The sequence below is a fragment of the Paracholeplasma manati genome, from assembly GCF_025742995.1.
Classification (GTDB): Bacteria; Bacillota_I; Bacilli_A; order Acholeplasmatales; family UBA5453; genus Paracholeplasma; species Paracholeplasma manati.
This window is the reverse complement of the sequence record NZ_JAOVQM010000007.1, coordinates 54,991-81,662: the sequence shown is the minus strand read 5'-3', so window position 1 is coordinate 81,662 and position 26,672 is coordinate 54,991. Positions and strand designations below refer to the sequence as shown.

Below are 26,672 nucleotides of genomic sequence, written 5' to 3'. Positions count from 1 at the left end.
TTATGTATAGTGATTATTCAACTATATTATAACATTATTTATGGGTGTTTGTATACTAAAGAGTGAAAACAAATCAATTCATCCCACTACCTAAAGTGGGTGTGGACTTCTTGATTGTGTTGTTAAATTGACATATCCAGTTGAATAAAAAGCATTGAATACCCACATCATTCGTATTATTCCCATCATGAGTCTCCTTTTATCTATGACTATAATAACCTAAATTCAAATAAAAATAAATAATAAAAAACCACCCTAGGGTGGTTTTATAGTTAGACTTTACTTGCTTTCGCTTTTTGAATATTTTCAACCAATTCTTTTTCCGCTTTACCAAAATCAATCGAACGACGTTTATTCTCATCTAAACGTTCCTTACGAACGGTGAGTAAGTGTTCCATCGCGGATTGTTCGGTATAACCAATGTGCGCTTCTTGAGCAATCACATTGACGATATTGTTGGAAAATTCAACGACACCATTTAAGATGACGGTAACCAAATTTTGGTCTTCTTTGACCATCTTGATGTAGCCCCGGTCAATCGATGAAATGATGGGTGTATGGTTTTTCATCAATGCGAATTGACCTGTGAGTTGAGAAGCAACCACAACATATTCGACTTGTTCGTCGTATAGTTTGCCGGCAGGTGTAACCACGATGATTTGCATGGGTTCACCTACAATCTTTTGGCTTTTTCAATCACGTCTTCGATGCTACCGACTAAGCGGAAAGCTTCTTCAGGGAGTTGGTCATGTTTACCTTCAAGGATTTCTTTAAACCCTCTAACGGTATCGGATACACGAATGTATGTCCCAGGTTGACCTGTAAATTGTTCAGCCACGTGTAAGTTTTGGCTCAAGAATAGACGAATGCGTCTAGCGCGATGTACGACCAATTTGTCTTCATCGGATAATTCATCCATCCCAAGAATCGCGATGATGTCTAAAAGTTCATTGTAGCGTTGTATGGTTCTTTGAACTTCACGAGCCACGCGATAGTGTTCTTCCCCAACGATTTCAACGGAAAGTGCTCTTGAAGTGGATGCCAATGGGTCAACCGCTGGGTAAATCCCTTCTTCTGCAATCTTTCTTGAAAGGTTGGTGGTCGCGTCTAAGTGCGTAAAAGTGGTTGCTGGTGCTGGGTCTGTATAGTCATCGGCAGGGACATAAACCGCTTGAATTGAGGTAATGGACCCTTCTTTGGTCGAAGTAATACGTTCTTGTAGTTTACCCATTTCTGTAGCCAAGGTCGGTTGGTAACCAACGGCCGATGGCATACGTCCTAAAAGGGCTGATACTTCAGAACCGGCTTGTGTGAAACGGAAAATGTTGTCGATGAAGAGTAACACGTCTTGTTTTTCATGGTCTCTAAAATATTCAGCCATGGTCAAGCCGGTTAACCCAACACGCATACGTGCGCCAGGTGGCTCATTCATCTGACCGAACACCATGGCTGTTTTCTGAATAACGCCACTTTCGGTCATTTCACCATAGAGGTCGTTCCCTTCACGGGTACGTTCACCTACCCCTGCGAATACAGAGATACCGCCATGTTCTTGGGCGATGTTATGGATCAATTCTTGAATCAATACGGTTTTACCGACACCGGCACCACCGAATAACCCAATCTTACCACCTTTGATATAAGGGGCTAAGAGGTCAACGACTTTAATGCCAGTTTCGAGAATTTCAACTTTAGAAGACAATTCATCGAGTTTAGGAGCTGGACGATGGATTGGGCGTCTTGGCGTGTTCGCTTCAACATCCCCTTTATCATCGATGGTTTCACCTAATACGTTGAAAATACGACCTAGGGTCGCTTGACCCACAGGCACTGAAATGGGTTTGCCGGTATCGACCGCGGACATGCCACGAACGACACCATCGGTCGAATCCATCGCGATGGTACGAACAATGTTGTTACCCAAATGTAAGGAAACTTCTAAGGTTAAGTTGATATCGACACCATGATTTTGGTGTGCGTTTTGTTTGATGACTAATGCATGGTTGATTTCAGGCAGTTGACCATCGAATTCGACGTCAACGACCGGTCCCATGACTTGGACTACTTTGCCTATATTCACCTTATGCCTCCTTTACTTAACCGCATTGGCGCCGCCAATGATATCGGTTAGTTCAATGGTAATTGCGGCTTGACGTGCACGGTTATAGTGTAACTCTAACTTTTTAATGACGTCTTTCGCATTATCGGTTGCAGAACGCATGGCGGTCATGCGTGACGCATGTTCGCCAGCTTTGGCTTCGAGAATGAATCCATATAGGGTGTTTTCAACATACATCGGTAATAGATGGTTGATGATTTCACCTTGATTGGGTTCATAATCGTAGCGGATTTTTTGTAGTTCATCGGTCGGTTCTAGTGTGATTGGTAGGAGTTTCTTAGCTTCTACGTTTTGATAGAGCGTATTGATAAAGTGGCTATAGAAGACCACGATTTCATCTACAGTCTCATTTAAGAATAAGTCGATGAACTTTTGTGTGATTTCTTTAAAGTCAATGAATTGAATATCGTCACGTACATGAATTGGACGATCATTGATCAATTGGTATTGGTTACGCTTTGCGAACGAATACGCTTTTTGACCAATGGCTGCGACCATCACTGTTTCAGGATTGATTTCAGATTCTTTGATGTGTGATTGAAACTTACGGAATAGGTTTGCATTGAATGGTCCAGCTAGCCCACGGTCAGAACTGATTAAGATATAACATGTCTTTTTAACGGGTCTCGTTTCTAATAAAACATGGGATAACTCTTGATCGGTCAATACGCCTTGAATGATGTGATTGAGTCTTTTCACCATTGGGCGATATGACACCATTGCTCTTTCCGCTTTTTTAAGTTTGGATGCGGAGACCATATACATTGCATTCGTGATTTGAGCTGTCTTTTTGGTCGCGACGATACGCGCCTTAATATCTCTCATCGAAGCCATAGGGCTATCCTATACGAACGTTAATTTAAAACGTGTGATGGCTGATTTCAATTGATTGACATCAGGCAATACAGCCGTTTTTCTAAGTTCTTCTAAAAGGTGGTTGGCTTCTTTATCCGTATTAAAGAAACTATGTAATGTTTTTTCAAATCGTCTAATTTCTGATAATTTGATGCTATCTAAGAATCCTTGGGTCAATGCGAAAATCGAAATGACTTGGTATTCAACTGCCATGGTATCATGTAAACCTTGTTTCAAGATTTCAACGGTACGTTTACCACGTTCCAAGCGCGCTTTGGTCGCTTCATCTAAGTCACTACCGAATTGGGTAAAGGCTTCGAGTTCTCTGAAAGATGCGAGGTCAAGACGTAATGTACCTGAGACTTTTTTAATCGCTTTGGTTTGTGCAGCACCACCGACACGAGAGACCGATAAACCAGCGTTGATCGCAGGTCTAACGCCACTGTGGAACAAATCGGATTGTAAGAAGATTTGTCCGTCGGTAATACTGATGACGTTGGTTGGGATATACGCAGAAATATCGCCTGCTTGGGTTTCAATGATTGGTAAAGCAGTGATGGAACCACCACCCAAAGCGTCATTGAGCTTAGCGGCTCTTTCTAATAGTCTACTGTGTAGATAGAAAACATCCCCTGGAAAGGCTTCACGACCTGGTGGTCTTCTGAGTAGTAGGGATAATTCGCGGTAGGCTGTGGCGTGCTTGGTCAAATCATCATATACGATCAAGACATCTTTACCGGCAAACATGAATTCTTCTGCCATCGTAACCCCTGCGTAAGGTGCGAGGTATAACAGTGGTGAAGGTTCGGATGCGGATGCTGATACGATGATGGCATAATCCATCGCACCATGGGATTTCAAGGTTTCGTATACACCGGCTACAGTCGATTCTTTTTGACCAATCGCAACATAGATACAAATGACGCCTTTACCTTTTTGGTTAATGATGGTGTCAATCGCTAATGTGGTTTTACCAGTTTGGCGGTCACCGATGATGAGTTCTCTTTGTCCACGCCCAATCGGTACCAACGCATCGAGGACTTTAATCCCGGTTTGTAGCGGTTGATGAACCCCTTTACGGGCCATAACGCCTGTAGCTTTACGTTCGATTGTACGGAACTTATCGGTTTGGATTTTGCCCATACCATCGATGGGTTTCCCCAGTGGATTGACAACCCTACCGATGAGGGCTTCACCGACAGGTACTTCCAGAATGCGTCCAGTGGTTTTGACTGAATCGCCTTCTTTAATTTGGGTAGATTCATCGAGTAGGATGACCCCAACGTAGTCTTTTTCAAGGTTTAATACTTGACCAAAGACACCATGTGGGAATTCTAATAGTTCACCACTCATAGCCTGATCAAGGCCATGAACCAATGCAATCCCATCCCCTACACTGATGACAGTACCGACATTATCGGTTTTAATTTCATTTTGATACTTCTTAATTTGCTCAATGATCAAAGAACTGATTTCAACTGGATTAATTTTACTCATATATTCACCTTCTCTATGCCTTTAAGGTTTCGCTTAAAGAAGCAATAAATTGATTGATGGTATGGTCGACAACATTGCCTTCATAAGCAATTTTGATGCCACCCACAATGGTTGGATCGATGACATTTTCTAAATGGGCTGTTCTGTTGAGTTTGGTTTGCAATGCAACTTTGATCCCTTCGAGCTCGGTTTTAGATAATGGTTTGTTGGAATACACCTTAGCGCGCAACACCTGATGTTGTTGGTCTAGTAAGGTTTGATAGCTGTTTAAAATGGCATGAACTTCCATCAATCGCTGATTGTCGATCAGAACGTATAAAAAATGGACCATTAACGGGTTTAGATTTAAACCGCTAATGAGACTTTTTTTATCCGATGTGGATACTTTGGGGTGATTTAACAACGATTCGAGTTGTCCATGGTATTGTGAGATGAATTGTTTCAGTTCACTGACCATGGCGTCGGTTTGTTTTTGTTCTACCGCGAGGGCGTAGAGTGCCTCAGCATATTGGTAGCTTAAACTACTCATGAGCGTTTAACCTCATTGGTTGCTTCATCCACCCATTGTTCATACTTTTTGGCATCGACTTCTTTTTGAATGATTTTCTCAGCCAAAACTGTCGCTACCGTTACAATTTCTTTCTTCATTTGATCTTGGGCTTTTTGAACCTCAAGTTCAACTTCTTTCTCAGCTTCTAGTTTAAGACGCTGTGCTTCAGCTTTCGCTTTCGCGATGATTTCTGATTCTTCTTTTTGTGCTCTGACTCTCGCATCTTCTAATGTCTTAGAGACTGAGTTGCGTAAGGTCGAATACGTTTCATCGGCATTGGCTTTGATCTGAGCAGCTTCTACTTTAAGCGCTTCTGCTTTGAAAAGTTCTTCATCCATGTAAGCTCTACGCTTTTCCATGAATTCGGTCAGGTTCTTCCAGAAGAATTTACGAATCACTAAAAACAGAACAATCGTTCCGCCCAGTTGAATCAAAATTTCTTCGAGACCCACGCCCAGTAACAAACCAAGCGACTCTTCAACAAAGTTTTTTAGTGTATCAGCAAGCATAAACGCTTACCCCCTTTAACGATGATTACGCAACGAAAATCAAGATGATGGCGATGACTAGACCATAAATACCTGTGGTTTCAGCTAACGCGTCCCCAAGTAATAAAGTCGAGCGGATTTCGTTGATGGCTTCTGGTTGTCTACCAACCGCTTCAACCGCTTTACCTGCTGCGTAACCTTGGCCAATCGCAGTACCGAAACCGGTGAATACAGCCAATCCAGCACCTAAAAATGCCATACCTGTTTGAAAAAACTGATTAAAATCCATCTTTCTTTCCTCCTTATAAGATGATTAATCTTCCACAGCAATCGCTAGGAATATTGAAAATAAACTTAAATACACGTAGGCTTGAATCGCACCTACAAATATATCAAACACTGGGTGTAATAAGAACGCCCCAATGAAGATCCCTACATAAGATGTAAAATGGTAAATCAAGATAGCTAAAATAGACCCTGACATCAAATTCCCAAATAGACGCATACCCATGGAAAATGGGGTTGAGAATTCACCGATTAAGTTGAGTGGTAAGAATACCGGGTTTGGTGACAACAATGCTTTCATTCTCGCGACAGGTCGTTTGATAACCAACGCTGAACCTTGAATGGTTGCGAAGACGATGATGCTCATCGATAACGCAATATTCAGGTTCGATAATGGTGCCGTAAGTCCGACTAAACTTGCCCAGTTCGCGAACACCAAATACATGAACATGGTCAATAATAACGGTTGAAATGTCTTGTGGTATTTTGGAAAAATCGGTACGAGCATTTTGTTGATCATATCCACCAACATAATCATAATGAATGTAAAACCTTTGGGTGTTTTACGGTAGTCCAACTTTTTAACACGCAAACCCACCACGGTAGTCATAATGATTAAAACAATGAATACGATGATGCTGGCTTTAAGTGCCGATGATAGGTTGTAGTAAAAATCATAGAAAGCTTTGAAAAAATCATTCATGATGATTTCCCCCTCGAATGGTTTGCCAAATGGCTTGGCTATATAATGCAATTTTAAAGGTCAACAAACCAAAAAATGTACCATAAATGTTCAGTGTTTCCATATAATAGGACAAGCCTAGAACGATGACGTATAAGGTATATCTTAAAATCAGACCAATCATTCTGCCTGAAACCCTTGGGTTATCTTTGGTCATTTTACGGTGGTTTTTGGCCAATAGACTCATGCCCCACAACATGGTTGCACCACCCAAAATGATGCTAATGGTGACGGCTTTACCAAAAATGAAATAGGCAGCGATGCTCGATACGGCAATCAGCAAAATGGTATATTTAAAGTTTTGTGTGAATTCATTTCTTGCTGACATCTTTATCCTCTTTTTTGGTCATTCGTTTGTATAGATTTGAAATGGATGAATAAATCCCAAACAACGTAAATAGTATGGTGAATAAAACCTTTGTCTTTAGATACTCATCCAAAATGAGCCCTAAGATAATCAATCCGAGGAGGACAAACACCAACTCGTAAAAGAACGCGATGACCAAATTATACTCACGATAGATTTCGACCAATGATTTTCTTTTTTTATCTTTATTGGGTTCCATATAACCTCAGTAGGCTTTATTTATAATAAAAAGCCCCGTACTTTGAAAAATCTTACAATAACTAGTATATCAAATTCAATCCAACATCACAAACAAAATCGATAAGCAGTGCTTCTCTTATCAAAGCTGTTTATTATATCAGATACTCACTCAAAATGACCTGTTCTAAAGCGCGGTAAATCCAATTTATACGGTTTTTGTGCCAGTGCTGATTTGAAGGCATATACAATGGCTTTCATTTCCTTTTCTGTTTCTGTGGTGAAATCCATTCTAAAAGTCGTGATATTCGCTGCTTTCAATGTTTCTAAATAATCAATCAACAACAATGGTTTTGGGTCCATGACGCGCATATTACAATGTCCATCATTGAGCAATGCATATTTACCGATGTGGTCTTGAAGGTAATATTGGTCTTTGAAACACAAACGACAGTTGGGTTTATAGCCAAACGTTTTCGCAACCGGACAGTATTTGGAAATCATCAAATCTTTGTGTCCATAAACCACCATTTCAAGGTTTGGATAGGCACCAAATCGATTAAAATAGCGTTTTGAGAAACGCAATACATGGTCTAAATCCAACTCTGATGATAAGGCGATACGTTCGACATTGTAAGTCGAAATGAGAGCTGCCGTATAAATGTTGGTGATGTTGATAAATTCATCGGTCACCAATGGGTATCGTTTTTGGTTTTGATATATACCACCAAGTTCAGAGACCATGGTAGGACCTGTGATATCAAATCCATCGATGTCTTCGATGATTCGTTTGGTCACCGGTCTCACAACGGTATTTGGATAGTCTTTTGGATTCACATCGATGATATCTTCAAAGTAGATTTCATCCAATCCTAGTTTATACGCTACATTTAATTGATCTAGGGTATGGACTCTCGCAACCAACTTAACTGTTTCTACGTAGTTAAATCCATTTTGTATAGAATAAGGTTGAATGAAGGCTTCTTTTCGTTCTATCCTTTGTGCAATCAAAGATTCAACCGCGAGTCGTCTGAGTTCATTGAGTTCTTTTACTGGGATAAAACACGCCCCATCGGTGTATACAGTTAACGTATCAAAATAAAATGGGGTACCACCCAATTTTGAGATATTTTGGGCAATAGAAGCCTCTGTGGCTGGTTGGTTCATCGCGTACTCAAGGTTGTTTTGTGAAGAAACGGATACCTGATGGTCACCATCGCTGAGGCTTAACGTCAATGGTTTATCGATATATGCTGTGACCATCCCTGTGATTGGAATGAGTTTGAAAGCAGATGATTGATACATGACCAAATCCTTTTCTAAATCCGAATCCAAGGTTTTGTATAAAATAGAGTCTGGATAGACTTGTTCTTTGACTTCTAAATAGATGGTTTCCCCTTTAAAAGCTTCTTTGATGATCGTGTTGTTTTTACGTTTCATGTAAGTAACCATGTTGCCATAGTCGTGTTTACCCACAATTCTAAACCCATCGCCATTTTTTAGGCCCTCACTGAGTTGAACCAATGCGAGGTTTTTTTCATAAGCGATGACTTTACCAATAGGGACGCCCATATGGTTGGGTCTAAAGTCATTGTTGAGGTCCTTAGGGATTTCTTTTAACATATAGCCTTTGGTGTAATCACGGTTAAAGACACGTTTTAGTTTGTCAATTTGACTATCTAGTTGAATGTTTTTCCCTTCATAATAGGCATCGATGGCTAGACGATAGGCCATCGTGGTTTGCGTGACATATTCTTTTTTACGCATTCTGCCTTCAATTTTGAAAGAATCTATCCCAGCTTCAATGAGTTCATCGATGTATTCAAGCGTCATCAAATCTTTCGCACTCATCAAATAGGATTCTTCACCAATCACGGTTTTATCTTTGATTAATTTATAAGGTAATCGGCAATTGTACGCACACTCGCCACGATTCCCTGAACGTTTGTTTAAAATGGATGAAATCAGGCAGTTGCCAGAAAAAGACACACAAAGCGCACCATGGATAAAAACTTCTAATTCGATATCCACTGTACGCTTGATTTCTTTGATGACGTCTAAACTGGTCTCACGTGCTAAAATGACGCGTTTAACTCCAAGTTCTTTTAAGAATTTGACATGATGAATATTGTGCGCATTGACTTGAGTTGATGCGTGAATGGCTGTATTTGGGTATCTTTGAGCGAATATCGATATCATCCCAATATCTTGAACAATCAATGCGTCGACGTGAGCTTTGACCAATTCATCGGTATAACTGAGGAGGTCTTCAACTTCGTCATCAAAGGTAAGCGTATTGACAACAATAAAAACGGATACCCCACGTAAATGAGCGTATTCGATGGCTTGTTTTAAATCGTCTTGATTGAAGTTTTCAGCGAATGCACGGGCACCAAAGCGATGACCTGCCATAAATATCGCATTCGCGCCAGCATTGATGGCACCAATAAAAGCTTCTTTCGTCCCAGCAGGGGCGAGTAATTCGGGTTTTTTCAATGTATCCCTCATCTTCTAACAAGCCGTATTATATCACGTAGTGAATAATAATTCTATGGAAAACAAACAATTTGGTAGAAAAGACAACATCGTTCATTTTTCATAAAATCCTTTATATTCCATCGCCCTTTTGTTACAATATCTTTGGTGATCTTATGAAACAATTGTCCTGGCTCAAAGAAGCGTATATAACCCATCGTGGTTTACATGGTGTGGATGGGTTAGTCGAAAATACTCGAAAATCTTTTACTGAAGCGATTAAACACGGTTTTGGTATTGAGATTGATACAAACATTCTTAAAGATGGTACCGTGGTGGTATTTCACGATAAAAACTTGAAAAGACTGTTTGGTATTGACCGAGCATTAAAAGACCTCACTTATGATGAACTTAAGACCTTAAAGATAGCTGGAACCGATGAAACCATACCTACCTTAGATGAGATTCTTTTATTGGTCAATGGACAGGTCCCTTTGATGATTGAAATCAAACCTTTTGGTGATAAAAAACGTCACGCTAAGGCAGTCAACGAAACTTTAAAAAAGTATCCTTATGAGGTTGCGATACAATCGTATGACCCATCGATTGTCTATTGGTTTAAGCGACATGCAAAAGAACATATCCGTGGTCAAATCAGTGAGTATTTTACAGATTCAGACATGTCGAATATCATGAGAAAGTTGTTGAGACGGATGGTCTTCAACCGTTTGACAAAGCCGGACTTTATCAACTACCGTCTAGAAGATATGCCAAACAAATATATTGATAAGGCTAGAAAAAAAGGCATGCTCATTTTAGGGTACGCTGCACGTTCACCGAAAACATTGTCCTATGCCAGAAAAGCATTTGATAACGCTGTTTTTGAAAACTTTATACCGAAAAAATGAAATAATTGAAATCTTTTACAACTTTTTGATATAAAAACGGACAAAATCGTCCGTTTTTTCGTTTTATTAAATGAATGCTATAGATTCGAGGTTCATTATGTCTTTAAACTACCGATACATGTTATTGTATACTTGGATCACCTTATTGGGGTATGTCCTCGTACTCAATCTAATCTTATATTTAAATAAACAACAACTCTATTTTTCAGATGCCTATCTTCAATTTGGAGATGCTTATTATTTGAGACAACATCATTTTTTCCTCCAAAACATGTATGTCTCTATGTTGTTACCTGTGTTTGTCATTTCACCAGTGTTTGGACAAATCATCCTCATATTTCAATACCAAGATGATGAGACCAAACGATTTTCACCCTATACTGTTGCAACCATCTTTGGCGTCCTCCTTTTCATAGGGTTATATATCCAAACATTGGTTCAACCATCGATTGAACCGTCCAAAATGATGACGATTGTGGTATGTCCATTCTTCTTTATATTCACGATGTTTGAATTCCAACACGAATCCAAAAAATAACACCTAACCAAGTGGCTAGGTGTTATTTTTTTAGTCCATATCGACATCAAAGTTTTCCAATAACGATTTCTTTTCAGCTTTCGCATCCCCATGTTTTACAAACAACATAGTGATGAATGAGAAGATGACAAAGACGGTTGCGTAAGGGAACAAAATCTTACGGCCAAAGTCTGGAATGTCCATGAGGAATCCAGATAAAATCGGTGTTAAGATTTGTGCTGCCATACTGAAAGTATAGTAATAACCAGTATATTTACCGACATCTGACCCTTTAGATAGTTCTACTACCATTGGGTAGGAGTTGACGTTGATTGAGGCCCAGGCAATCCCAGTTAAACCCAAGACAACATATAATAGGATACCGGTGGTTTCTGTGATGAAATATACGGATCCAAAACACAAGGTTAATAAGGCTACGCCAAATAAAATGGTCTTTTTTCTACCCCATTTGGTGGAAATAATGCCGATTGGAATGAACCCAACAATCGCGGTTGCTTGAGCGATAAGAAGTGGGGTTGAATAACCCATATTCAGTACTTTTGGTGCGTAATCCGATAGTTTAGTGGTGACTGCGTTATACCCCATAAACCATAGGAACACAGAAGCCAAAATAAGGACCAATGACATGAATTTGTCTTTACTAATCTTATCGTGATTTTCGGTTTCTTCTTCATCCACGATGTTGTTTGCTTTTTCAAAATCAATGCGTTCTTGAACCAACTTAGGTTCATTGACTTTCCATAAGAATATACCTAACACCACCACCATGATGATGGATACTGAAACGAATGCCGCGGTGTAATTGACGAATGAGTGCTGGTCTAAGCCAAATACCGTTAATAGGATGATGGCTGTAATACCCCCGAATGCACCCATCAAATTGATGAGAGCGTTACCTTTGCTTCGAAGCACCTTGGTGGTAACATCTGGCATCAAGGCGACGGCTGGTGATCTAAATGTAGACATCGCGACTAAAGTAAAGAATAACATCACGATGAACACGATGAATACGGTTGGCGAGGCCATCGTAACATCTAACGCTTGTGCCGATAGATAACGATAATACGCATCTTTCGCATCGTTATAATCCGCTAAAGACAAGACATCGGTTTCTTCATAAATTCGATTTGTTGTCCCTTTGTGAACAGCATCTAATATGTCTAAAATGTGGGTGGATTCGCTTTGACCATCCATGGTGTTTGATATGGTTCGCCACTCTGCAACAGTCAACTCTTCGGTGAATCCTGCAGCGTTATCGTATTCGACCCTAAGTGTGGTTTCTGCATCCAGTTTTTCTAACTGCATCGCATCAAAGAAGGATAATCCCACAAATAGGAAGGCTGCGAGTAAGGTACCGACCACCACATAAGGGGTACGTCTGCCACGTTTATGGTTGGTGCGGTCTGATAACCCGCCAAAGAATGGTAATAAGAATAAGGCTAAAATGTTATCCAAAGCCATAACAAAACCACTCCACGTTTGATTTAGACCGAATTTATCAATCAAAATCTTGGTGATGATGGCGTCATAGGTTTGCCAAAACAACGAGATAATTAAAAATGCCAATCCAACGTAAATCGTCTTTTTATAATCGAGTTTCATAGACACCTCTTCTATTGCTTTTCTTATATTTTAGCATGACTTTCGCTTTTTGTGTTTTATATTCATAAACATGATATAATGCTAACTGTAAAAACGAGGTAAACCCTATGAATCCCTGCAAAATTTATTTAAAAAAAGGTGAAGAAGTACGAATCCAAGAAGGTCATCCTTGGGTCTTCTCCAATGAAATTGACCACATCGTTGGTTTCATCAAATCGGGTGAATTAGCTTATGTGTATGCTTTTGATGACACCTTTCTAGGAAAAGGCTATTTGAACACTAATTCTAAGATTTTTGTTCGTATTTTAAGCAGTGAAGATATCGAAATTGATGAAGCTTTTTTCAAAGCTAAAATCCTGAAAGCCAAGCAAGCGAGAGAAGGTTTGGGTTATCAAAATAGTTATCGTGCTTTTTTTGGTGAATCCGATGGTATACCAGGTTTAATCATCGATAAATATGGCGATTATTTATCCATCCAAATTTTATCCTTAGGTATCGATCAAAGAAAAGAAATGTTCATTCAAATATTGGTATCGATTTTCAATCCAAAGGGTATTCTTGAACGCTCAGATGTATCGGTTCGAACCAAAGAGGGTTTAGAACCTTTCAAAGGTGTCATTTATGGTGAGGTACCTCCTAAAGTCATCATCAAGGAAAATGAACTGACCATGTCCGTGGATTTGATGAACGGTCAAAAAACCGGCTTCTTCTTAGATCAACAAGATAACCATAACGCTGTAAAACCCTATGTTAAAGATAAAAATGTGCTAGACTGTTTCGCCAATATTGGTGGATTTGGATTACACGCAGCCTACCATGGGGCGAAAAAAGTCACCTGTGTCGATATTTCAGCCTTAGCGGTTTCCGATATCTTAAACAATGCGAAACTCAATGGTTTCACCCAAGTTGAAGCGATTGAAAAAGACGTATTTGATCAATTGCGTGCCTATCAAAAAGAGGGTAAAACCTTTGATACCATCATCCTAGACCCACCTGCTTTCGCAAAAAACAAAGACGCGATTAAACGTGCTTATCAAGGGTATAAAGACATCAATCTTCAAGCGATGAAAATCATTGAAGACGGTGGGTATTTATACACCTGCAGCTGCAGTCATTATATGACCATTGACCTCTTCTTACAGATGTTACAAGACGCAGCGAGAGATGCGAAAAAGAAAGTTCAAATGGTCGAAATGCGTATACAGTCAAAAGATCATCCAGCTTTATTGGGTTCGGATGAATCCTTATATTTAAAATGTGTCATCCTACGCGTTATGAACGCCTAAAAAAAATAACCCAGCGATGGGTTATATTGATATCATATCGATTTGTTCTGAGGTTAAGTCGGGTTTAAATCCCATTTTTTGGTATAGATATAAGGCGTTTTGATTCAAATCATCGGCCATCAAGAATGCCCGTTTGGCGTAATGCATTTGACCATAATAGAGCGCTTGTGATAACAGTTTTTGACCGATGCCTTGGTTTTGTAGAGATGCTTTTACAACAATCAACCGGACCCATAGGGTTCGTTTTTCATTTTCTCCATACAAGCCCACCATCACTGCGCCTTCGATGACATCACTCTGATGAATCAAGACACATGAATCATCCACCCCATCTACTTGATTGGTCACCCATTGAGAGACGACCTCTACTGTCTCACCAGAAAACGCGCGACTACTGCCCGTTCTAGATTGAGATAGTAACGCAATTTCAAGGGTTTGTTTTGGGGTTGCGAAAGTAAGTGATGAAGCGGGTACTGGATTTTGATACTTATACCAATAATCCCTCAGTACCGAGTACGGTATGTACCCTGTTTGTTCTAGTGGTAACATCCAATCTTTTGGAACAAATTCAATCAAATGGTTCGGGTATGGTTTTAATATAACCTTCAATGTTTCGATATCATGGACGAAAAAGTGGAGGTGTGGTTTTTGTTGGCTTGGATGGATACCTTTTAATAGCACACCATCGGTTGATTCATAGACCACTTCATAATCTTTGACATCATGTTCATCTACATAATGAAATGAATGGTATGTAAAGGTGTCTTTGGCTTTCTGGATGATATTCAAAATGTCATGATGCATTGCTGGTCTCCCATCTGATTTAGATTCAATTTATCTAATCCTATTCATTCTTATAAAAGGCGAAGATGCGTGAAGCTAAATCATCCAATGAATCAATTGGAATTCCTTCAAAATAGGTTAGCAAAACTTGATTGACATCTCCTACTTCAAGTGGTCTTTCTTTATATAAATATCGCGCAATACTCTGACCATCATATATGATCACCGATTCGGATGCCCCACCGGCCAATAGACCCATCAAATCGTAGTCTTTTAGGACTTCAATGATGTATTTTTCCAGTGCTTGATAGCTGTCTTCTTGATAACCAAGGATCCAATCTAAACGGTCCTTGAGTGTCTTTAATCCTTCACGATTTCTGATGATCAGTTTGGTTTTGTTATTTAACCACACAACCACTTCTTTGTCTTCAAAGTCATGGATGTACAAATCAATATTAGCGTATGGCAAAGTCATCTCAAATAATCTGCCACGTCTTAAGTAAGCGAATACGGCTTTATGGTCATATAAAAAAATCGCGGTTTTGAAATATTGTAACCCAAATTTGGTTTGGAAGGCACATAGACAAAGGACTTCTCCCTCGATATCGCTTAAACCAAGACGATAGTTTTCAAAAAAACGTTTATCCCGTTTGGTTAATGTCATTTTAAATGGGTCAATCGGGTTTTTACCCAAGCTTAAATTCATGAAAAATCCGAATAAGACACCCCATACCAAACCACCAATCATATTGATGATGAAGCTCATGAGGTCAAAGCCAAGTCCGATGCCTAAAAGAATGAACATCAGTAATCCAAACAATAGACCACCGAACATGGAGATGGTCCATATGACCTTTTTCATGTTGGGTTGTTTGAGCTTCCGAGGCGTCATATAAATATAAAGTCGTTTTAACTTCGGGGTTTGATTGAGTTGAATATAGCTGTCTTTTTCCCAGGTAACAAATACATTGGTGGCTGGATGCTTATGGTTATCACTGGTTGGTATCCCTAAGGTTTCAATCAAACCTGTTCTGAGTTGTTGTACCGATTGATTGGCAGTGACGTCATCTTCATAAGATTGGTGAATGATGATTGCGTGACACCGTCTACCTTTAAATTTGAACGATACTGTGAGTCCGGCGACGTCAAAAAAGGTTTCGTTATAGACGTTGTAGATGTTTTTCGAACGAACATATACGACATCCTGGTCACGAAGATACCCTTGAATGGTGGATTTGGTTTTACCAGTTAATGAAATCAATGCTTTTAAATCCATAAATATCACCACTTTTATGATATCACAGGTTGAGTGAAAGATAAAACAGAAACTAAACCATTGAATTTATATCAATCCAAAACTAAAAGAAAAAGCCTTTATACAAGACTTAGTTTTTATATGGCAGGGCTAGAAAGATTCGAACTTCCGAATGTCTGGGTCAGAGCCAGATGCCTTACCGCTTGGCGATAGCCCTCTCTAACAAGGATTATACGCTTTTTTATGGAAAAAAAAAGAGAGAGGTGATGGTTTTTCATCGCCTCTCGTTAAATTAAAATTGAATGACATCGACTTGGTTAAAGTCGTTTTGAATGTCGTGTTTCGTGATGGCTCCAGATGAGATGACATATAGGAAGTCACCAACGTAGACTGCTCGTTCAATCGAATATGGTGTATAGTACCAATAATCATTTTCAATGGCAGTATAGTAGTCTTTATGGGTGATGACTTTATCCACGGTAATCGATTGTTCAGCCGCTAAGTCCACTTTGAATATCATGTATTCATTGAGGTTGTAATACTTGTATTCGGTGAAGTAACTCTTATAGACGGAGAAGCCAAAGTAGTTGTTTTCAATATCGAATAAGATCGCTTTATGGTTGTATAAAGCTTCGCCGTATTGCCAACTGTTTTCCGAATTCATTAACACCAATGGTGTGCCCAATTCCGCTAAGGTTTCCGGGTTGGTCACGTCGTACAAGGATAACTTAATGCCGATGGTTCTGTTTTCACTGGTTTCATACCCGATACCCAACACAGTATCATCGTTCCAACGGTGTTGATACAAGGAGAATCCTGGTATTTCTAACGCTGCTGCGATGGTTGGTTCGAGTGGGTTCGATAAATCAATCATATAGAACGGGTCGACTTGTTCAAAGGTCACGACGGTCGCTTCGGTTTCAAAGAATCGAACGGAGAAAACACGTTCTCTTGGTTTACCAATGCCTTCATCGAGTAAGCTGACTTGGGTGAGGGTTCTTGTACCCTCTACTTCTGTTTTTTCAAAGACATACAAACGATTTTTCACTGTGTCACCCCAACCTTCGGTGGTGACCATACGAACATAACCATCGTATTCATCGATCGCAAATTGGTTGATGACGTACCCTTTATAGGTGATGAATCCACCAAAGACAACGCCTTCATTGACAAAATCAAAGGCGATGAGTTTACCGGTTTCTTGGTAACCTGTTTCTTCATCATAACTATATTCGTAGCTTGCAAAATAGATGCTTTGATGAGAGACATAGATGGTACCCCAACTGAAGTTACCTAAGAAAATATCATAGGTTAAATCTAAATTACCCGATAATTCAATTGTGGTAATGTTGTTAAAGACTTGGGCTTGTAAGTCGCCATGGTAATAAATTTCATCGTATTCAGGGACCAATTTTTGACCATCGATTTCATAGACAGGTCGAGGGTCAATTTCTTCATTGTACATGTTGATATAGCTGGTTGAAATGAGGTAGAGTTGGTCATCAATCAAACGGGTGGTGTTTAAATACCCTGGGACATTGAAGGTTTTTACTTTCGCAAGCGTGTCAATGTCATACACCCAAACAGCGGTCGCGGAGGTACCATAGTAACCCCATAACCCGATTGCGTCAGTCGCAATTAAGTCACCTTCAATATCGAAAGCGAAATATTGGTAAGAATACCCTAAAACCACCAAATAATCTTCGGTGATGTATAATTCACTGAAATAGGTATAACGGTCTTTTTCGTCTTCTAACGTTTCATTTAATAAAGTGGTCATCGCGCCATCAATCGAGGTAACCACCAAGCGGTTCCCAAAGATTTGGTAAATACGGTTTTGATCGACTTTGACGATATCGCCTTCATCGATACCTTCGACTTGGACATTGGTTTTTGATGTCTTGGTTTCGCTTCTGACATCGCCTTCAGCACCATTTTCCATATCCACGCCAGCCACAGGGCCGTAATACCATTGATTACCAGCCGATTTGACAATCGACTTCAGTTGTTCAAGGCTACCTACAGCATTCAAACCCATGGTTTTTGGGGTGCTTTGACACCCAGTTATGAATAAGATTGAGAAGAACATCAATCCGAGTAAAAACATTTTTTTCATCTAAGGATACCTCCTAATTTCACCTTTACTATATCATATTTTTTTAATTTGTCATCTATGAGCCATGGTTTTTTTTAAGTTTATCCGAAAAATAAGGGATTTTATAGAGATACTTGCATAAAAATCAAAATATCATTACAATACTATTGTAAGATTGTGGGATAATACACGATGAAATTTGGTATATGTTTATCGGGTGCGTTGTCTAAAGGGGCTTATCAAACCGGTTTTATGGAAGCTTTTATTGAAAAAATGGGCAGAGAATCGATTGCTTGTTTATCTGGGGCTTCTGTCGGGGCTTGTAATGCCTACGCCATCGCAGCCAATCAATTCAATCGACTCAAAACGATTTGGCATACTTTCGACTATCCAAATCTTTTTTCGATTTGGAAGGGGATTGTATTCCAAAACCACATCGATAAAACCTTTAACCAATTGTTTGATGACCAAGATGTGCTCGATATACCGATTTATGTTTCATCGGTTTCTACCTTTCCTAAACTCGATTTCCATTATGTTAAAATTGAGGGTTCTTACACCGAAGATGTTCGTAAATTTATGAAGGGTGCGGTTGGGTTCCCGATTCTAACAGGTCCTCAAACCATTTATAAAAAAAGACTCCACACAGATGGCGGCATCATCGATAACATCCCAGTGTACCCACTCACCACCCACGATGTGGATTTGATCATTGTTCTGCATTTTGACCCAAAATACACTTTAGAAAAACGGCTTCAATTGTCCGACAAAACCATCCTTGAAATCGATTTGTCGGTATGTAACGCTTATATGAAGAAAAGTTTTGATTTTAGACATGGTACACTCACCCAAATGTATGATAGTGGGTATCAATATGGGTTACAATTATCCGACATTTTATTAAACTGTAAAACCGCTGATCAACTGCGAAAAACCGTGAATCAAATCATGAAATCGGAACAAGCGGAGCGTTCTAAATACAAAGCCCTCGATACGATTCCATCGAAGTTCAATCGACTGTTGACCAAATACCGACATAAGACTTCTGTTATTACAACCTTAGAAAACCAGTATAAAGACAACCCAAAACCGGAGTATCATGGGTTTTGTCATGACTGTAATAAAAAAATGACCCCAAAGAAACACTTTAGATGGATCTTCTTTGGATCCACCTGGTGGTTTGGTCTGGGGTTATTATACGCGTTATATTTTTGGTTATTTCAAAAACCGGGCTGTCCTTACTGCAAGAAAAGACATTTCGACTATATTTAGTCTAAGTCAGATAATTGATACACGAGACATTGAATATCTTTGTCTCGGTTTTTATTTTTCCAGTTGATGATGCCGGATTTCTTAACATCTAATTTATGTTCCGATAATGACATGAACTTCTTGATGGCTTGGGTGCCGCCCATCCATTTGAATGGGAAAAAGTGTGTCACATATACCGAGGCTTCTTGATGTCCTTCAGGTAACGATGCTAAATATAGCTGCATCACTATGGATAAGTCCATCCCTCGCGTTGGCGCACCAAAAATCACATGGTCAAAATCTTTGATGTTTGGGATGCTTTCCAATTCGACCCCTTTGATTTGGTTGGGATTTTCGTTTTTAGCTTTGATGGGAAACAAGGACACTTCGTGACCTTTACGAACCAAAGCCGCTCCGATTTTGTCAGCGATACTCATGGTATTCCCTGTGTAGGAATGGATTATTAGCGCTATTCTCATTGTCATCACCGTACTTTACACCTTTAGTATAGTGCTGATGACTGAATAATACAAGATACAATCGCTTTATAAAGAGAAAAAATAACCACCATAAAGGCGGTTATTCCGTATTAACGATTGAACATGAAGATCAAGACCAAGACAAATAAAATGATGGTGATGACAAAAAAGGCACGATACATCAACATTTGTTGTTTTTTATACCAATCAGCGTATTCAGGACGGTCTTTATATCTGAGTTTAAACATGGCTTTGAATTCAAAATAAGCATCTAAAGCAGCTGGGTTAAATCCGATGAACCCTGTGAATATGATTAAGGCCAAAAGAATGATTAAGGCAGCGATATAACCGATGATGCCGTTACCAAATAATGAGGTTTGGATGGTTTCACCTTCGACCAAAGTCACTGAATCTAGATACTTGATCAACGCTGTTTTATTGGTGTCGTCACAATCCGTTTGAAATAGTCCTGAAGGTTGTCTCGTAAACGTACAAGTATCACCAACCACGGTAACCACAGTGTCTTTTACTTCAACAACAACATCGGATACCGAATAGGTGATTTGATAGCCCCCATCGATGTCACTCGTCACCATCCACTGGTCTTCAAATTCGAAACGATTGTCTTCGACTTGAATGTATTGGTGGTTATCCAATAATCGATAACTCGGTTCGGTCTTGCTTTGGCACGCTGTTAAAAACAATAAAACGAATACAGCCATCAATAATTTTTTCATATACAACACCACTTTCTATTGTCGTATTTTTAGAATCGTCTCAACAATTAGAATATATCATAAAGTTACCTACTTGTATACAATAAATTTAAAACACCACTTGGGTGTGGTGTTCGTTTAATGTTTAATTATCAACTTGTCTAAAACCGCTCTGGCATGCGCCAATAACGGGGTGGATTGGTGTGTTATGTTATCGACATGCACAATCACCGTTTCAGCAGCAGCAACCACGACATCGTTTTGAAAGAGCTGTTGATAAAATGTGATGGATGATTTACCTAATTTCACCACACCTGTACCGATATATACGACCCCTGGCCAATGAATCTCATTCAATAGAGATAAGTTATTTTGGACGATGACAAATGAACATTGTTCACCATGTAGTGGTTGTTCGGGGTGATATAATACCTCCACACGACCAGTTTCTAAAAACTCTGAAAAGTGGATGTTGTTGACATGACCTTGACGGTCGGTATCCCCATAACGCACTTTATCGTGGGTTTGATGAGGAAAGGCTTCTAGTTTTAATATTTCGTTAGACATGAATAGTCCTCCTATACTATGTATAGTATACCTAAAATGAAGATAAAGTGTAACGCTGATGTTCAAAGGATTTGTTATTTCCCTGGATATCCGATAAAATGATTGTAAGATTTATGACATGGTTTTACCATTTTATTTCTCAAGGAGGGCTCTATGCATACCGTTGTTAATCGTCATTATCATCAACTAAACAACATCCACATCGAAGAAAGAACACTCAATGATTTGAAAGATAACGACGTTTTGGTCAAAGTCCACGGAGCAGCTTTGAATAAAGCCGATCTTCTCTTAGCCATGGGGAAGCCGTTTATGATCAAACTCATGTATGGTTTGAAACAACCGAAGAAAATCTATCCAGGGTCTGATTTCGCTGGCGAAGTTGTATCGGTAGGTTCTAAAGTCACTCATTTTAAACCGGGTGATGCCGTATTTGGTGATTTGTCCGGGGCTGGGTTTGGTGCTTTCGCTGAGTATCTTATCGCGCCAGAATCCAAAATTTGGTTTATGCCAAAAGGATATAGCTACTTAGAAGCTGCGGCGATGCCGATGGCATTTGGTACAGCCATGACGGCGATTCAAAAAATATCCGATATAAAAGATAAAAAGGTATTGGTTTATGGCGGTAGCGGTGGGGTTGGCCGTTTCTTGGTTCAAGCATTGATCTATTTTGGTGCGAAAGTGACGGTCGTTTCTAGTTCAAAACACTTTGATGATTTAAAACAGTTGGGTGTGTTTGATTTGTTAGATTATACTAAGCCAGACTTTCTTCTCCCGCAAAATGCCTATGATGTGATTTTCGCAGTCAATGGGTATCAACCGCTGAAGTCGTATGCGAAAGCATTGGTTCGTGGTGGAAAATGTATCGTCATCGGTGGCAGTGGAAAACAAATCTTTGGTGCGATGGCGCTAGGGCCATTCTATGGGTTATTTAAGCATAAAAGGTTTTCGAGTGTGATTGCGAGTACTGGACATGAAACCCTCCAATCCATCACAAACCTCGCCAATCAAACCAAAATCGATGTTCAAATCAGTCAAATATATACATTATCTCAAGTGAATCTGGCCTATAAAGATTTCTATGAACACAAATATACCGGTAAGTATTTAATCGATGTCCAAAAATAGTTTTTTATTTATCAATAGGGTGCCATGCACTCTATTTTTTTCTTTATTCGGTTTATTCAAGAAGATCACAGGTTCTAAAACAAAAAATGCCCTTCATGAGCATTATTTTGTTAATCTGTTCAAGTTTTAGAACTGATTATGGATAATTTTGGAGGCCCCGACCGGATTTGAACCGACGATCAGGCAGTTGCAGTGCCGTGCCTTACCACTTGGCTACAGGGCCATTTAAAACGTGCTATTACATTATAAACGGTAAATAGCACGTTTGTCAATTAGGTGTTTAGGGTTAATTCAGTAAAACGATTTCGAGCGTTTGGTACTTGACCAGATAAAATCGTATTGGTGGTATCAAAGGTTGAATAGACGTTCTTTTGAAGTTGTAGTTCTGATAAGACCATGTCTCTCAATAAGGTACCATCAAAGTTTGGATTGGACCCGTAAATGAATGGGTTATCGGTCTTATCAAAGATATAATCGTTGGTTGCGACTTTATAAAGCGTGCCTGGGACGAAGTTGGTTACGGTGGTGCTGTAAGCGTCACTCGAACGGTTCAAGAAGTTTTGAATGACTGCGCCATCGAGATAAACCGTTTTAATGGTGTTATCAAATGGGAAGATTTTATAAAGTTTACCCAAGGTAATGGATTCACCACTCGCCATGGAGTCTCTGGTTCCACCATAATTATGGAAGGCGATGTCTGAATCGGTAACGATTCTCATCAAGTCTGCCAACCAATCCGATAAGGTTGAACTTGGAATGTATCTTTCAGCTGTCAGGATTGGGGTATTAAATAACACATCGGTTTCTGCTTTATACCCATCGATTAAAGCTTTGACTGTCGGGTCAGGTGTATTTAAGGACGAATGTGTTTTGACGTTATTCGCGGAAATGGTTTGAGTACTTAAGTCGATTCGGATATTACCGACATATTTACCATTCGAACTGCTTTGGATGATGGTTGTCGATCCGATGGTTTGAACATATCTAGAATGCGAGTGTGCATTGAAGATGATATCGACTTTTTTGTTGCCTGTAAATTGTGAGACTTGTGTATTGATATTGCCGGAGTCATGTGCCAAGGCGAAGACATAATCCACATCGGCTTCTGTTCTTAAGTATTCTGCGTAATATTCGATGATATCGACAGGTGATGCGAAGACATACCCTGTAATTCGACTTTGTGCGATGGAAGATTCTAAGCCATAGCCCATCGTACCGATGACACCTATCTTGATGTCACCACGTTCAATGATGGTATAAGGTTCGATGTGCTCTACGATATTTTGAGTGGATTCGTAGTAGACATTCGCGCCTAAGAGCGGAAAGGTAGCCTCCCCATTTTCGGCGTTACCATCAAAATAGCTTGTGACCACATCAATACCCCAGTCAAACTCGTGGTTACCTAAAACCATCGCGTCAAATCCCATGACATTCATCATCTCTAGGGTTGAACGTCCTAAATAATAATTCGATAAGGCAGACCCTTGGAACATATCCCCACCAGCGAGTAAGACCACGCCATCCGGGTTATTATCACGGTAATAATTCACATAGTTCGCGATATAAGCGAGCCCGAGTTCATCGGTACCTTTTTCGATTGAACCATGAAAGTCATTCAAATAAAGAATATCCAAATAATTCACTTCTACCACATCTTTAGACCATTCAGCGTATAAAGTGATGTCTTGTGTGATTGGGGTGTTAAAATCGAATACAGCGCCATTTAAGTTATCCACACGCCACGCAACAAACGTATGTCCAACACGGGTTGGGTTGGTTGGTGTCGATACTTTTTGATTGGCTTCGACTTGTGAAGGGTTCACAGTGGTGCCCCCTTGGGTATCAAATGTCACAGTATAATAAATGACTTCTGCCAATTTTAAGACTTTAACATTGAAGTTTCTTGAAAATTGATTGCCATCTAAATTTAAAACCACAGTGAGGGTGACGACTGTATCACCTGCTTCAAACACGGGTCTAACAACCGCACCTAAAGTGGAAATCACATTGGGTTTATTGGTATACCAGGTCAGTTCGATGGTCTTTTCTTGATAATCTAATGAAACGGGTAAGGTTAAATGCGTATCGGTTTCGTTGGGTAGTGATAATGACCCAGCGGCTTCTAATAAGAACGCGTTATAATCAAAGGGTTCTGGTTTATTTTCCACACAAGCGGTTAAAACCAAGCCAAGTAAAACGGTAAACACAAGCACTAAAACTTTTTTCATATGACAAAACTCCTTATACATTTAGCATTTTATTATAACATGAAAACGCACACAAAAAAAGTGAAATTCTTTTGAGCGTTCTGGGTTGACAACCTTCATGGTAAGGATTATAATAAACTTGAATTAGCACTCTATACAATTGAGTGCCAATATGAGGAGTTGATACCGATGATGCCACAAATGGAAAACTATGAAAAAGACCCGAATGTTTTGGAGAAATTCGGTCGAAACATCGTTGAAGAAGTCAAAAAAGGCAAAATAGATCCGGTCATAGGGCGTGAAGATGAAATCCGTCGAATGATCAAAATATTATCCAGAAAAACCAAAAATAACCCCGTGTTGATAGGTGAACCCGGGGTGGGTAAAACCGCCATCGTGGAAGGCTTAGCCAGACGTATTGTTGATAAGGACGTTCCCCTTGGTTTACAAAACAAAACCATCTATGAACTCGACTTAGCAGCGCTCGTTGCTGGGGCGAAATTCCGAGGTGAGTTTGAAGAACGACTTAAAGCTGTTTTGAATAAGATCAAGTCGTCTGATGGCGATATCATCTTATTCATCGATGAAATCCATACGATTGTTGGTGCGGGTCGTGCCGATGGCGCGATGGACGCGTCAAATATGTTAAAACCGATGCTGGCGCGTGGAGAACTACACTGTATTGGGGCGACCACCCTCAATGAGTATCGTAAGTATATCGAGAAAGATACAGCCTTAGAACGTCGTTTCCAAAAAATTCAAATTGAAGAACCTACCGTATTAGATACGATCTCTATTTTAAGAGGGCTTAAAGACCGTTTTGAAGCCCACCATGGTGTGCACATTTCAGATAACGCCATCGTTTCAGCCGCGACCTTATCCAACCGCTACATCACCGACCGCTTCTTACCGGATAAGGCGATTGACTTGATCGATGAAGCGTGCGCTTCGATTCGTATGGAAATCGACTCGATGCCGGTAGAACTCGACAGTGTGATGCGTAAGATCATGCAGCTAGAAATTGAAAAGAGCGCGTTATCGAAAGAATCGGATGCGTTATCCAAAGAACGATTGAAAAAGATTGAAGATGAACTCAAAGAACAACGCACCATTGAACAACAATACAAATCCCAATGGGAAAAAGAAAAAGCCGAACTTCAAGAGGTCAAACAACTCAAACAGGATTTAGAAAACCTCAAGAACCAACTTCAAAATGCATTCAATCAATCCGATTATAGCAAAGCCGCTGAACTACAATATTCGAAGATTCCAAAACTGGAAAAACAGATTGAAGAAAAAACCAATACTACCCAAGAACGGATGATTTCTGAGGTAGTTACTGAAGACAACATCGCGGAAATCATCTCTAAATGGACCCACATTCCAGTGGAAAAACTCGTTCAAGCAGACAGAGATAAATTATTACACCTCAAAGAACAAATGTCGCTTCGAGTCATTGGCCAAGACCACGCACTTAAACTCATCAGTGACGCCATCATTCGTCAACGTGCAGGGATTAAGGACGCGAACAAACCGATTGGTTCATTCATGTTTTTAGGGCCTACTGGCGTTGGTAAAACCGAAGTTGCGAGAAGCCTCGCAGAAAACCTATTTGACGATGAATCTCACATCGTGCGAATCGATATGTCCGAATACATGGAAAGACACAGTGTCTCGCGTTTGGTGGGGGCACCCCCAGGGTATATCGGGTACGATGAAGGTGGACAACTCACCGAAGCGGTGAGACGTAAACCGTATTCTATCGTCTTATTCGATGAAATTGAAAAAGCCCACCCAGAAGTCTTTAATATCCTTTTACAGATCCTCGATGATGGTCGTTTGACCGATAACCAAGGTCGAACCATCGACTTTAAGAATACCATCATCATCATGACCTCTAACTTGGGTAGTGAATTCCTGTTAAAGGACTTGGAAAAGGGTAGACAAGAAGTCATGAACTTAGTGAAAGATACCTTTAAACCTGAATTCTTAAACCGTATCGATGAAATCATCATCTTCAATCCACTGGGTTTCCAAGTTCAAATTCAAATTGTTGAAAAAATGTTAAAGGACTTACAACGTCGTTTGATGGAACGTGACATCAAAGTTTTATTCGATGAAGAGATTAAAAAATACATTTTGAAAAATGGGTATTCCTTAGAATATGGGGCGAGACCGATCAAACGTTTCATTCAAAAAGAATTAGAAACGTTCATCGCGACCCGTATCATCGAAGGTTTCATCCAGCCACATCAATCATATATGGTATCGGTTGAACAGGATCAATTGACCATTCAATAAATCA

The 26,672-nt window shown here is 39.8% G+C and carries 25 protein-coding genes and 2 tRNA genes; 6 read left to right on the top strand and 21 right to left on the bottom strand.

The annotated features are described in order from the left end of the window. Window positions 1-272 precede the first annotated feature (272 nt). The 11 genes from N7548_RS07535 to N7548_RS07485 form a co-directional block, all read right to left on the bottom strand. Window positions 273-665 carry a F0F1 ATP synthase subunit delta/epsilon gene (locus tag N7548_RS07535; RefSeq protein WP_263608855.1) on the bottom strand — a complete coding sequence of 131 codons (393 nt, stop codon included), beginning with the start codon at window positions 663-665 and terminating at the stop codon, window positions 273-275. Between the two features lie 8 nt (window positions 666-673). Next, window positions 674-2,080 carry a F0F1 ATP synthase subunit beta gene (atpD, locus tag N7548_RS07530; protein ID WP_263608854.1) on the bottom strand — a complete coding sequence of 469 codons (1,407 nt, stop codon included), beginning with the start codon at window positions 2,078-2,080 and terminating at the stop codon, window positions 674-676. 12 nt (window positions 2,081-2,092) lie between these two features. Further along, window positions 2,093-2,953, bottom strand: coding sequence for an ATP synthase F1 subunit gamma (gene atpG / locus N7548_RS07525; RefSeq protein WP_263608853.1), 861 nt, complete (start codon window positions 2,951-2,953; stop codon window positions 2,093-2,095). A gap of 9 nt (window positions 2,954-2,962) precedes the next feature. Beyond that, the gene (gene atpA / locus N7548_RS07520; protein WP_263608852.1) at window positions 2,963-4,471 is read right to left on the bottom strand and encodes a F0F1 ATP synthase subunit alpha; all 1,509 of its coding nucleotides are present in this window, start codon (window positions 4,469-4,471) and stop codon (window positions 2,963-2,965) included. A gap of 13 nt (window positions 4,472-4,484) precedes the next feature. Further along, window positions 4,485-5,000, bottom strand: coding sequence for an ATP synthase F1 subunit delta (gene atpH, locus N7548_RS07515; protein WP_263608851.1), 516 nt, complete (start codon window positions 4,998-5,000; stop codon window positions 4,485-4,487). Continuing rightward, window positions 4,997-5,530, bottom strand: coding sequence for a F0F1 ATP synthase subunit B (atpF, locus tag N7548_RS07510; RefSeq protein WP_263608850.1), 534 nt, complete (start codon window positions 5,528-5,530; stop codon window positions 4,997-4,999). The genes atpH and atpF overlap by 4 nt, the downstream gene beginning before the upstream one ends. A 25-nt stretch (window positions 5,531-5,555) precedes the next feature. After that, window positions 5,556-5,798, bottom strand: a complete 243-nt coding sequence (gene atpE, locus N7548_RS07505; RefSeq protein WP_263608849.1) for an ATP synthase F0 subunit C — start codon at window positions 5,796-5,798, stop codon at window positions 5,556-5,558. 24 nt (window positions 5,799-5,822) lie between these two features. Next, complete coding sequence (locus tag N7548_RS07500) at window positions 5,823-6,497, bottom strand: F0F1 ATP synthase subunit A (protein WP_263608848.1); 675 nt, start codon at window positions 6,495-6,497, stop codon at window positions 5,823-5,825. Beyond that, window positions 6,490-6,864: an ATP synthase subunit I gene (locus N7548_RS07495; protein ID WP_263608847.1), complete on the bottom strand. Its 375-nt coding sequence runs from the start codon at window positions 6,862-6,864 to the stop codon at window positions 6,490-6,492. The genes N7548_RS07500 and N7548_RS07495 overlap by 8 nt, the downstream gene beginning before the upstream one ends. After that, window positions 6,848-7,102: an AtpZ/AtpI family protein gene (locus N7548_RS07490; RefSeq protein ID WP_263608846.1), complete on the bottom strand. Its 255-nt coding sequence runs from the start codon at window positions 7,100-7,102 to the stop codon at window positions 6,848-6,850. Before N7548_RS07490 ends, N7548_RS07495 begins: the two co-directional genes overlap by 17 nt. 146 nt (window positions 7,103-7,248) lie before the next feature. Next, window positions 7,249-9,576 carry a U32 family peptidase gene (locus N7548_RS07485; RefSeq protein ID WP_263608845.1) on the bottom strand — a complete coding sequence of 776 codons (2,328 nt, stop codon included), beginning with the start codon at window positions 9,574-9,576 and terminating at the stop codon, window positions 7,249-7,251. 155 nt (window positions 9,577-9,731) lie between these two features. Between N7548_RS07485 and N7548_RS07480 the strand changes: the two genes are divergently transcribed. Next, entirely contained in the window at window positions 9,732-10,463 is a 732-nt protein-coding gene (locus N7548_RS07480) for a glycerophosphodiester phosphodiesterase family protein (protein WP_263608844.1), read from the top strand. A gap of 97 nt (window positions 10,464-10,560) precedes the next feature. Beyond that, complete coding sequence (locus tag N7548_RS07475) at window positions 10,561-11,001, top strand: hypothetical protein (protein WP_263608843.1); 441 nt, start codon at window positions 10,561-10,563, stop codon at window positions 10,999-11,001. Between the two features lie 30 nt (window positions 11,002-11,031). Here N7548_RS07475 and N7548_RS07470 read toward each other — a convergent pair whose 3' ends face one another. Next, complete coding sequence (locus N7548_RS07470) at window positions 11,032-12,603, bottom strand: MFS transporter (protein ID WP_263608842.1); 1,572 nt, start codon at window positions 12,601-12,603, stop codon at window positions 11,032-11,034. Between the two features lie 107 nt (window positions 12,604-12,710). On the opposite strand from N7548_RS07470, the gene N7548_RS07465 reads away from it, so the two are divergent. Then, a complete protein-coding gene (locus N7548_RS07465) occupies window positions 12,711-13,889 on the top strand; it encodes a class I SAM-dependent rRNA methyltransferase (RefSeq protein ID WP_263608841.1) in 1,179 nt (392 codons plus the stop codon). 21 nt (window positions 13,890-13,910) lie between these two features. On the opposite strand, the gene N7548_RS07460 is transcribed toward N7548_RS07465, so the two are convergent. From N7548_RS07460 to N7548_RS07445, 4 genes are all read right to left on the bottom strand, one after another. Continuing rightward, window positions 13,911-14,693, bottom strand: coding sequence for a GNAT family N-acetyltransferase (locus N7548_RS07460; RefSeq protein ID WP_263608840.1), 783 nt, complete (start codon window positions 14,691-14,693; stop codon window positions 13,911-13,913). A 40-nt stretch (window positions 14,694-14,733) separates the two neighbouring features. Then, complete coding sequence (locus N7548_RS07455; protein ID WP_263608839.1) at window positions 14,734-15,948, bottom strand: hypothetical protein; 1,215 nt, start codon at window positions 15,946-15,948, stop codon at window positions 14,734-14,736. Between the two features lie 121 nt (window positions 15,949-16,069). Next, window positions 16,070-16,144, bottom strand: a tRNA-Gln gene (locus tag N7548_RS07450). A 75-nt stretch (window positions 16,145-16,219) separates the two neighbouring features. Then, window positions 16,220-18,043 carry a beta-propeller domain-containing protein gene (locus tag N7548_RS07445; protein WP_263608838.1) on the bottom strand — a complete coding sequence of 608 codons (1,824 nt, stop codon included), beginning with the start codon at window positions 18,041-18,043 and terminating at the stop codon, window positions 16,220-16,222. A 171-nt stretch (window positions 18,044-18,214) separates the two neighbouring features. Here N7548_RS07445 and N7548_RS07440 point away from each other — a divergent pair, with 171 nt between their 5' ends. Beyond that, the gene (locus N7548_RS07440) at window positions 18,215-19,294 is read left to right on the top strand and encodes a patatin-like phospholipase family protein (protein WP_263608837.1); all 1,080 of its coding nucleotides are present in this window, start codon (window positions 18,215-18,217) and stop codon (window positions 19,292-19,294) included. Here N7548_RS07440 and N7548_RS07435 read toward each other — a convergent pair. The 3 genes from N7548_RS07435 to N7548_RS07425 form a co-directional block, all read right to left on the bottom strand. After that, entirely contained in the window at window positions 19,291-19,752 is a 462-nt protein-coding gene (locus N7548_RS07435) for a flavodoxin family protein (RefSeq protein ID WP_263608836.1), read from the bottom strand. The genes N7548_RS07440 and N7548_RS07435 overlap by 4 nt on opposite strands. A 110-nt stretch (window positions 19,753-19,862) precedes the next feature. Beyond that, entirely contained in the window at window positions 19,863-20,489 is a 627-nt protein-coding gene (locus tag N7548_RS07430) for a hypothetical protein (protein ID WP_263608835.1), read from the bottom strand. Window positions 20,490-20,606: 117 nt separating this feature from the next. After that, window positions 20,607-21,035 carry an acyl-CoA thioesterase gene (locus N7548_RS07425; RefSeq protein ID WP_263608834.1) on the bottom strand — a complete coding sequence of 143 codons (429 nt, stop codon included), beginning with the start codon at window positions 21,033-21,035 and terminating at the stop codon, window positions 20,607-20,609. A gap of 153 nt (window positions 21,036-21,188) precedes the next feature. On the opposite strand from N7548_RS07425, the gene N7548_RS07420 reads away from it, so the two are divergent. Then, window positions 21,189-22,160: an NAD(P)-dependent alcohol dehydrogenase gene (locus N7548_RS07420; RefSeq protein ID WP_263608833.1), complete on the top strand. Its 972-nt coding sequence runs from the start codon at window positions 21,189-21,191 to the stop codon at window positions 22,158-22,160. Between the two features lie 149 nt (window positions 22,161-22,309). Here the strand turns inward: N7548_RS07420 and N7548_RS07415 are convergent. Next, window positions 22,310-22,383 (bottom strand) — tRNA-Cys (locus tag N7548_RS07415). A 49-nt stretch (window positions 22,384-22,432) separates the two neighbouring features. After that, on the bottom strand, window positions 22,433-24,388 hold the full coding sequence (locus N7548_RS07410; protein ID WP_263608832.1) for an InlB B-repeat-containing protein: 1,956 nt from the start codon (window positions 24,386-24,388) through the stop codon (window positions 22,433-22,435). A gap of 168 nt (window positions 24,389-24,556) precedes the next feature. Here N7548_RS07410 and N7548_RS07405 point away from each other — a divergent pair, with 168 nt between their 5' ends. Next, complete coding sequence (locus tag N7548_RS07405; RefSeq protein WP_263608831.1) at window positions 24,557-26,668, top strand: ATP-dependent Clp protease ATP-binding subunit; 2,112 nt, start codon at window positions 24,557-24,559, stop codon at window positions 26,666-26,668. Window positions 26,669-26,672 lie beyond the last annotated feature (4 nt).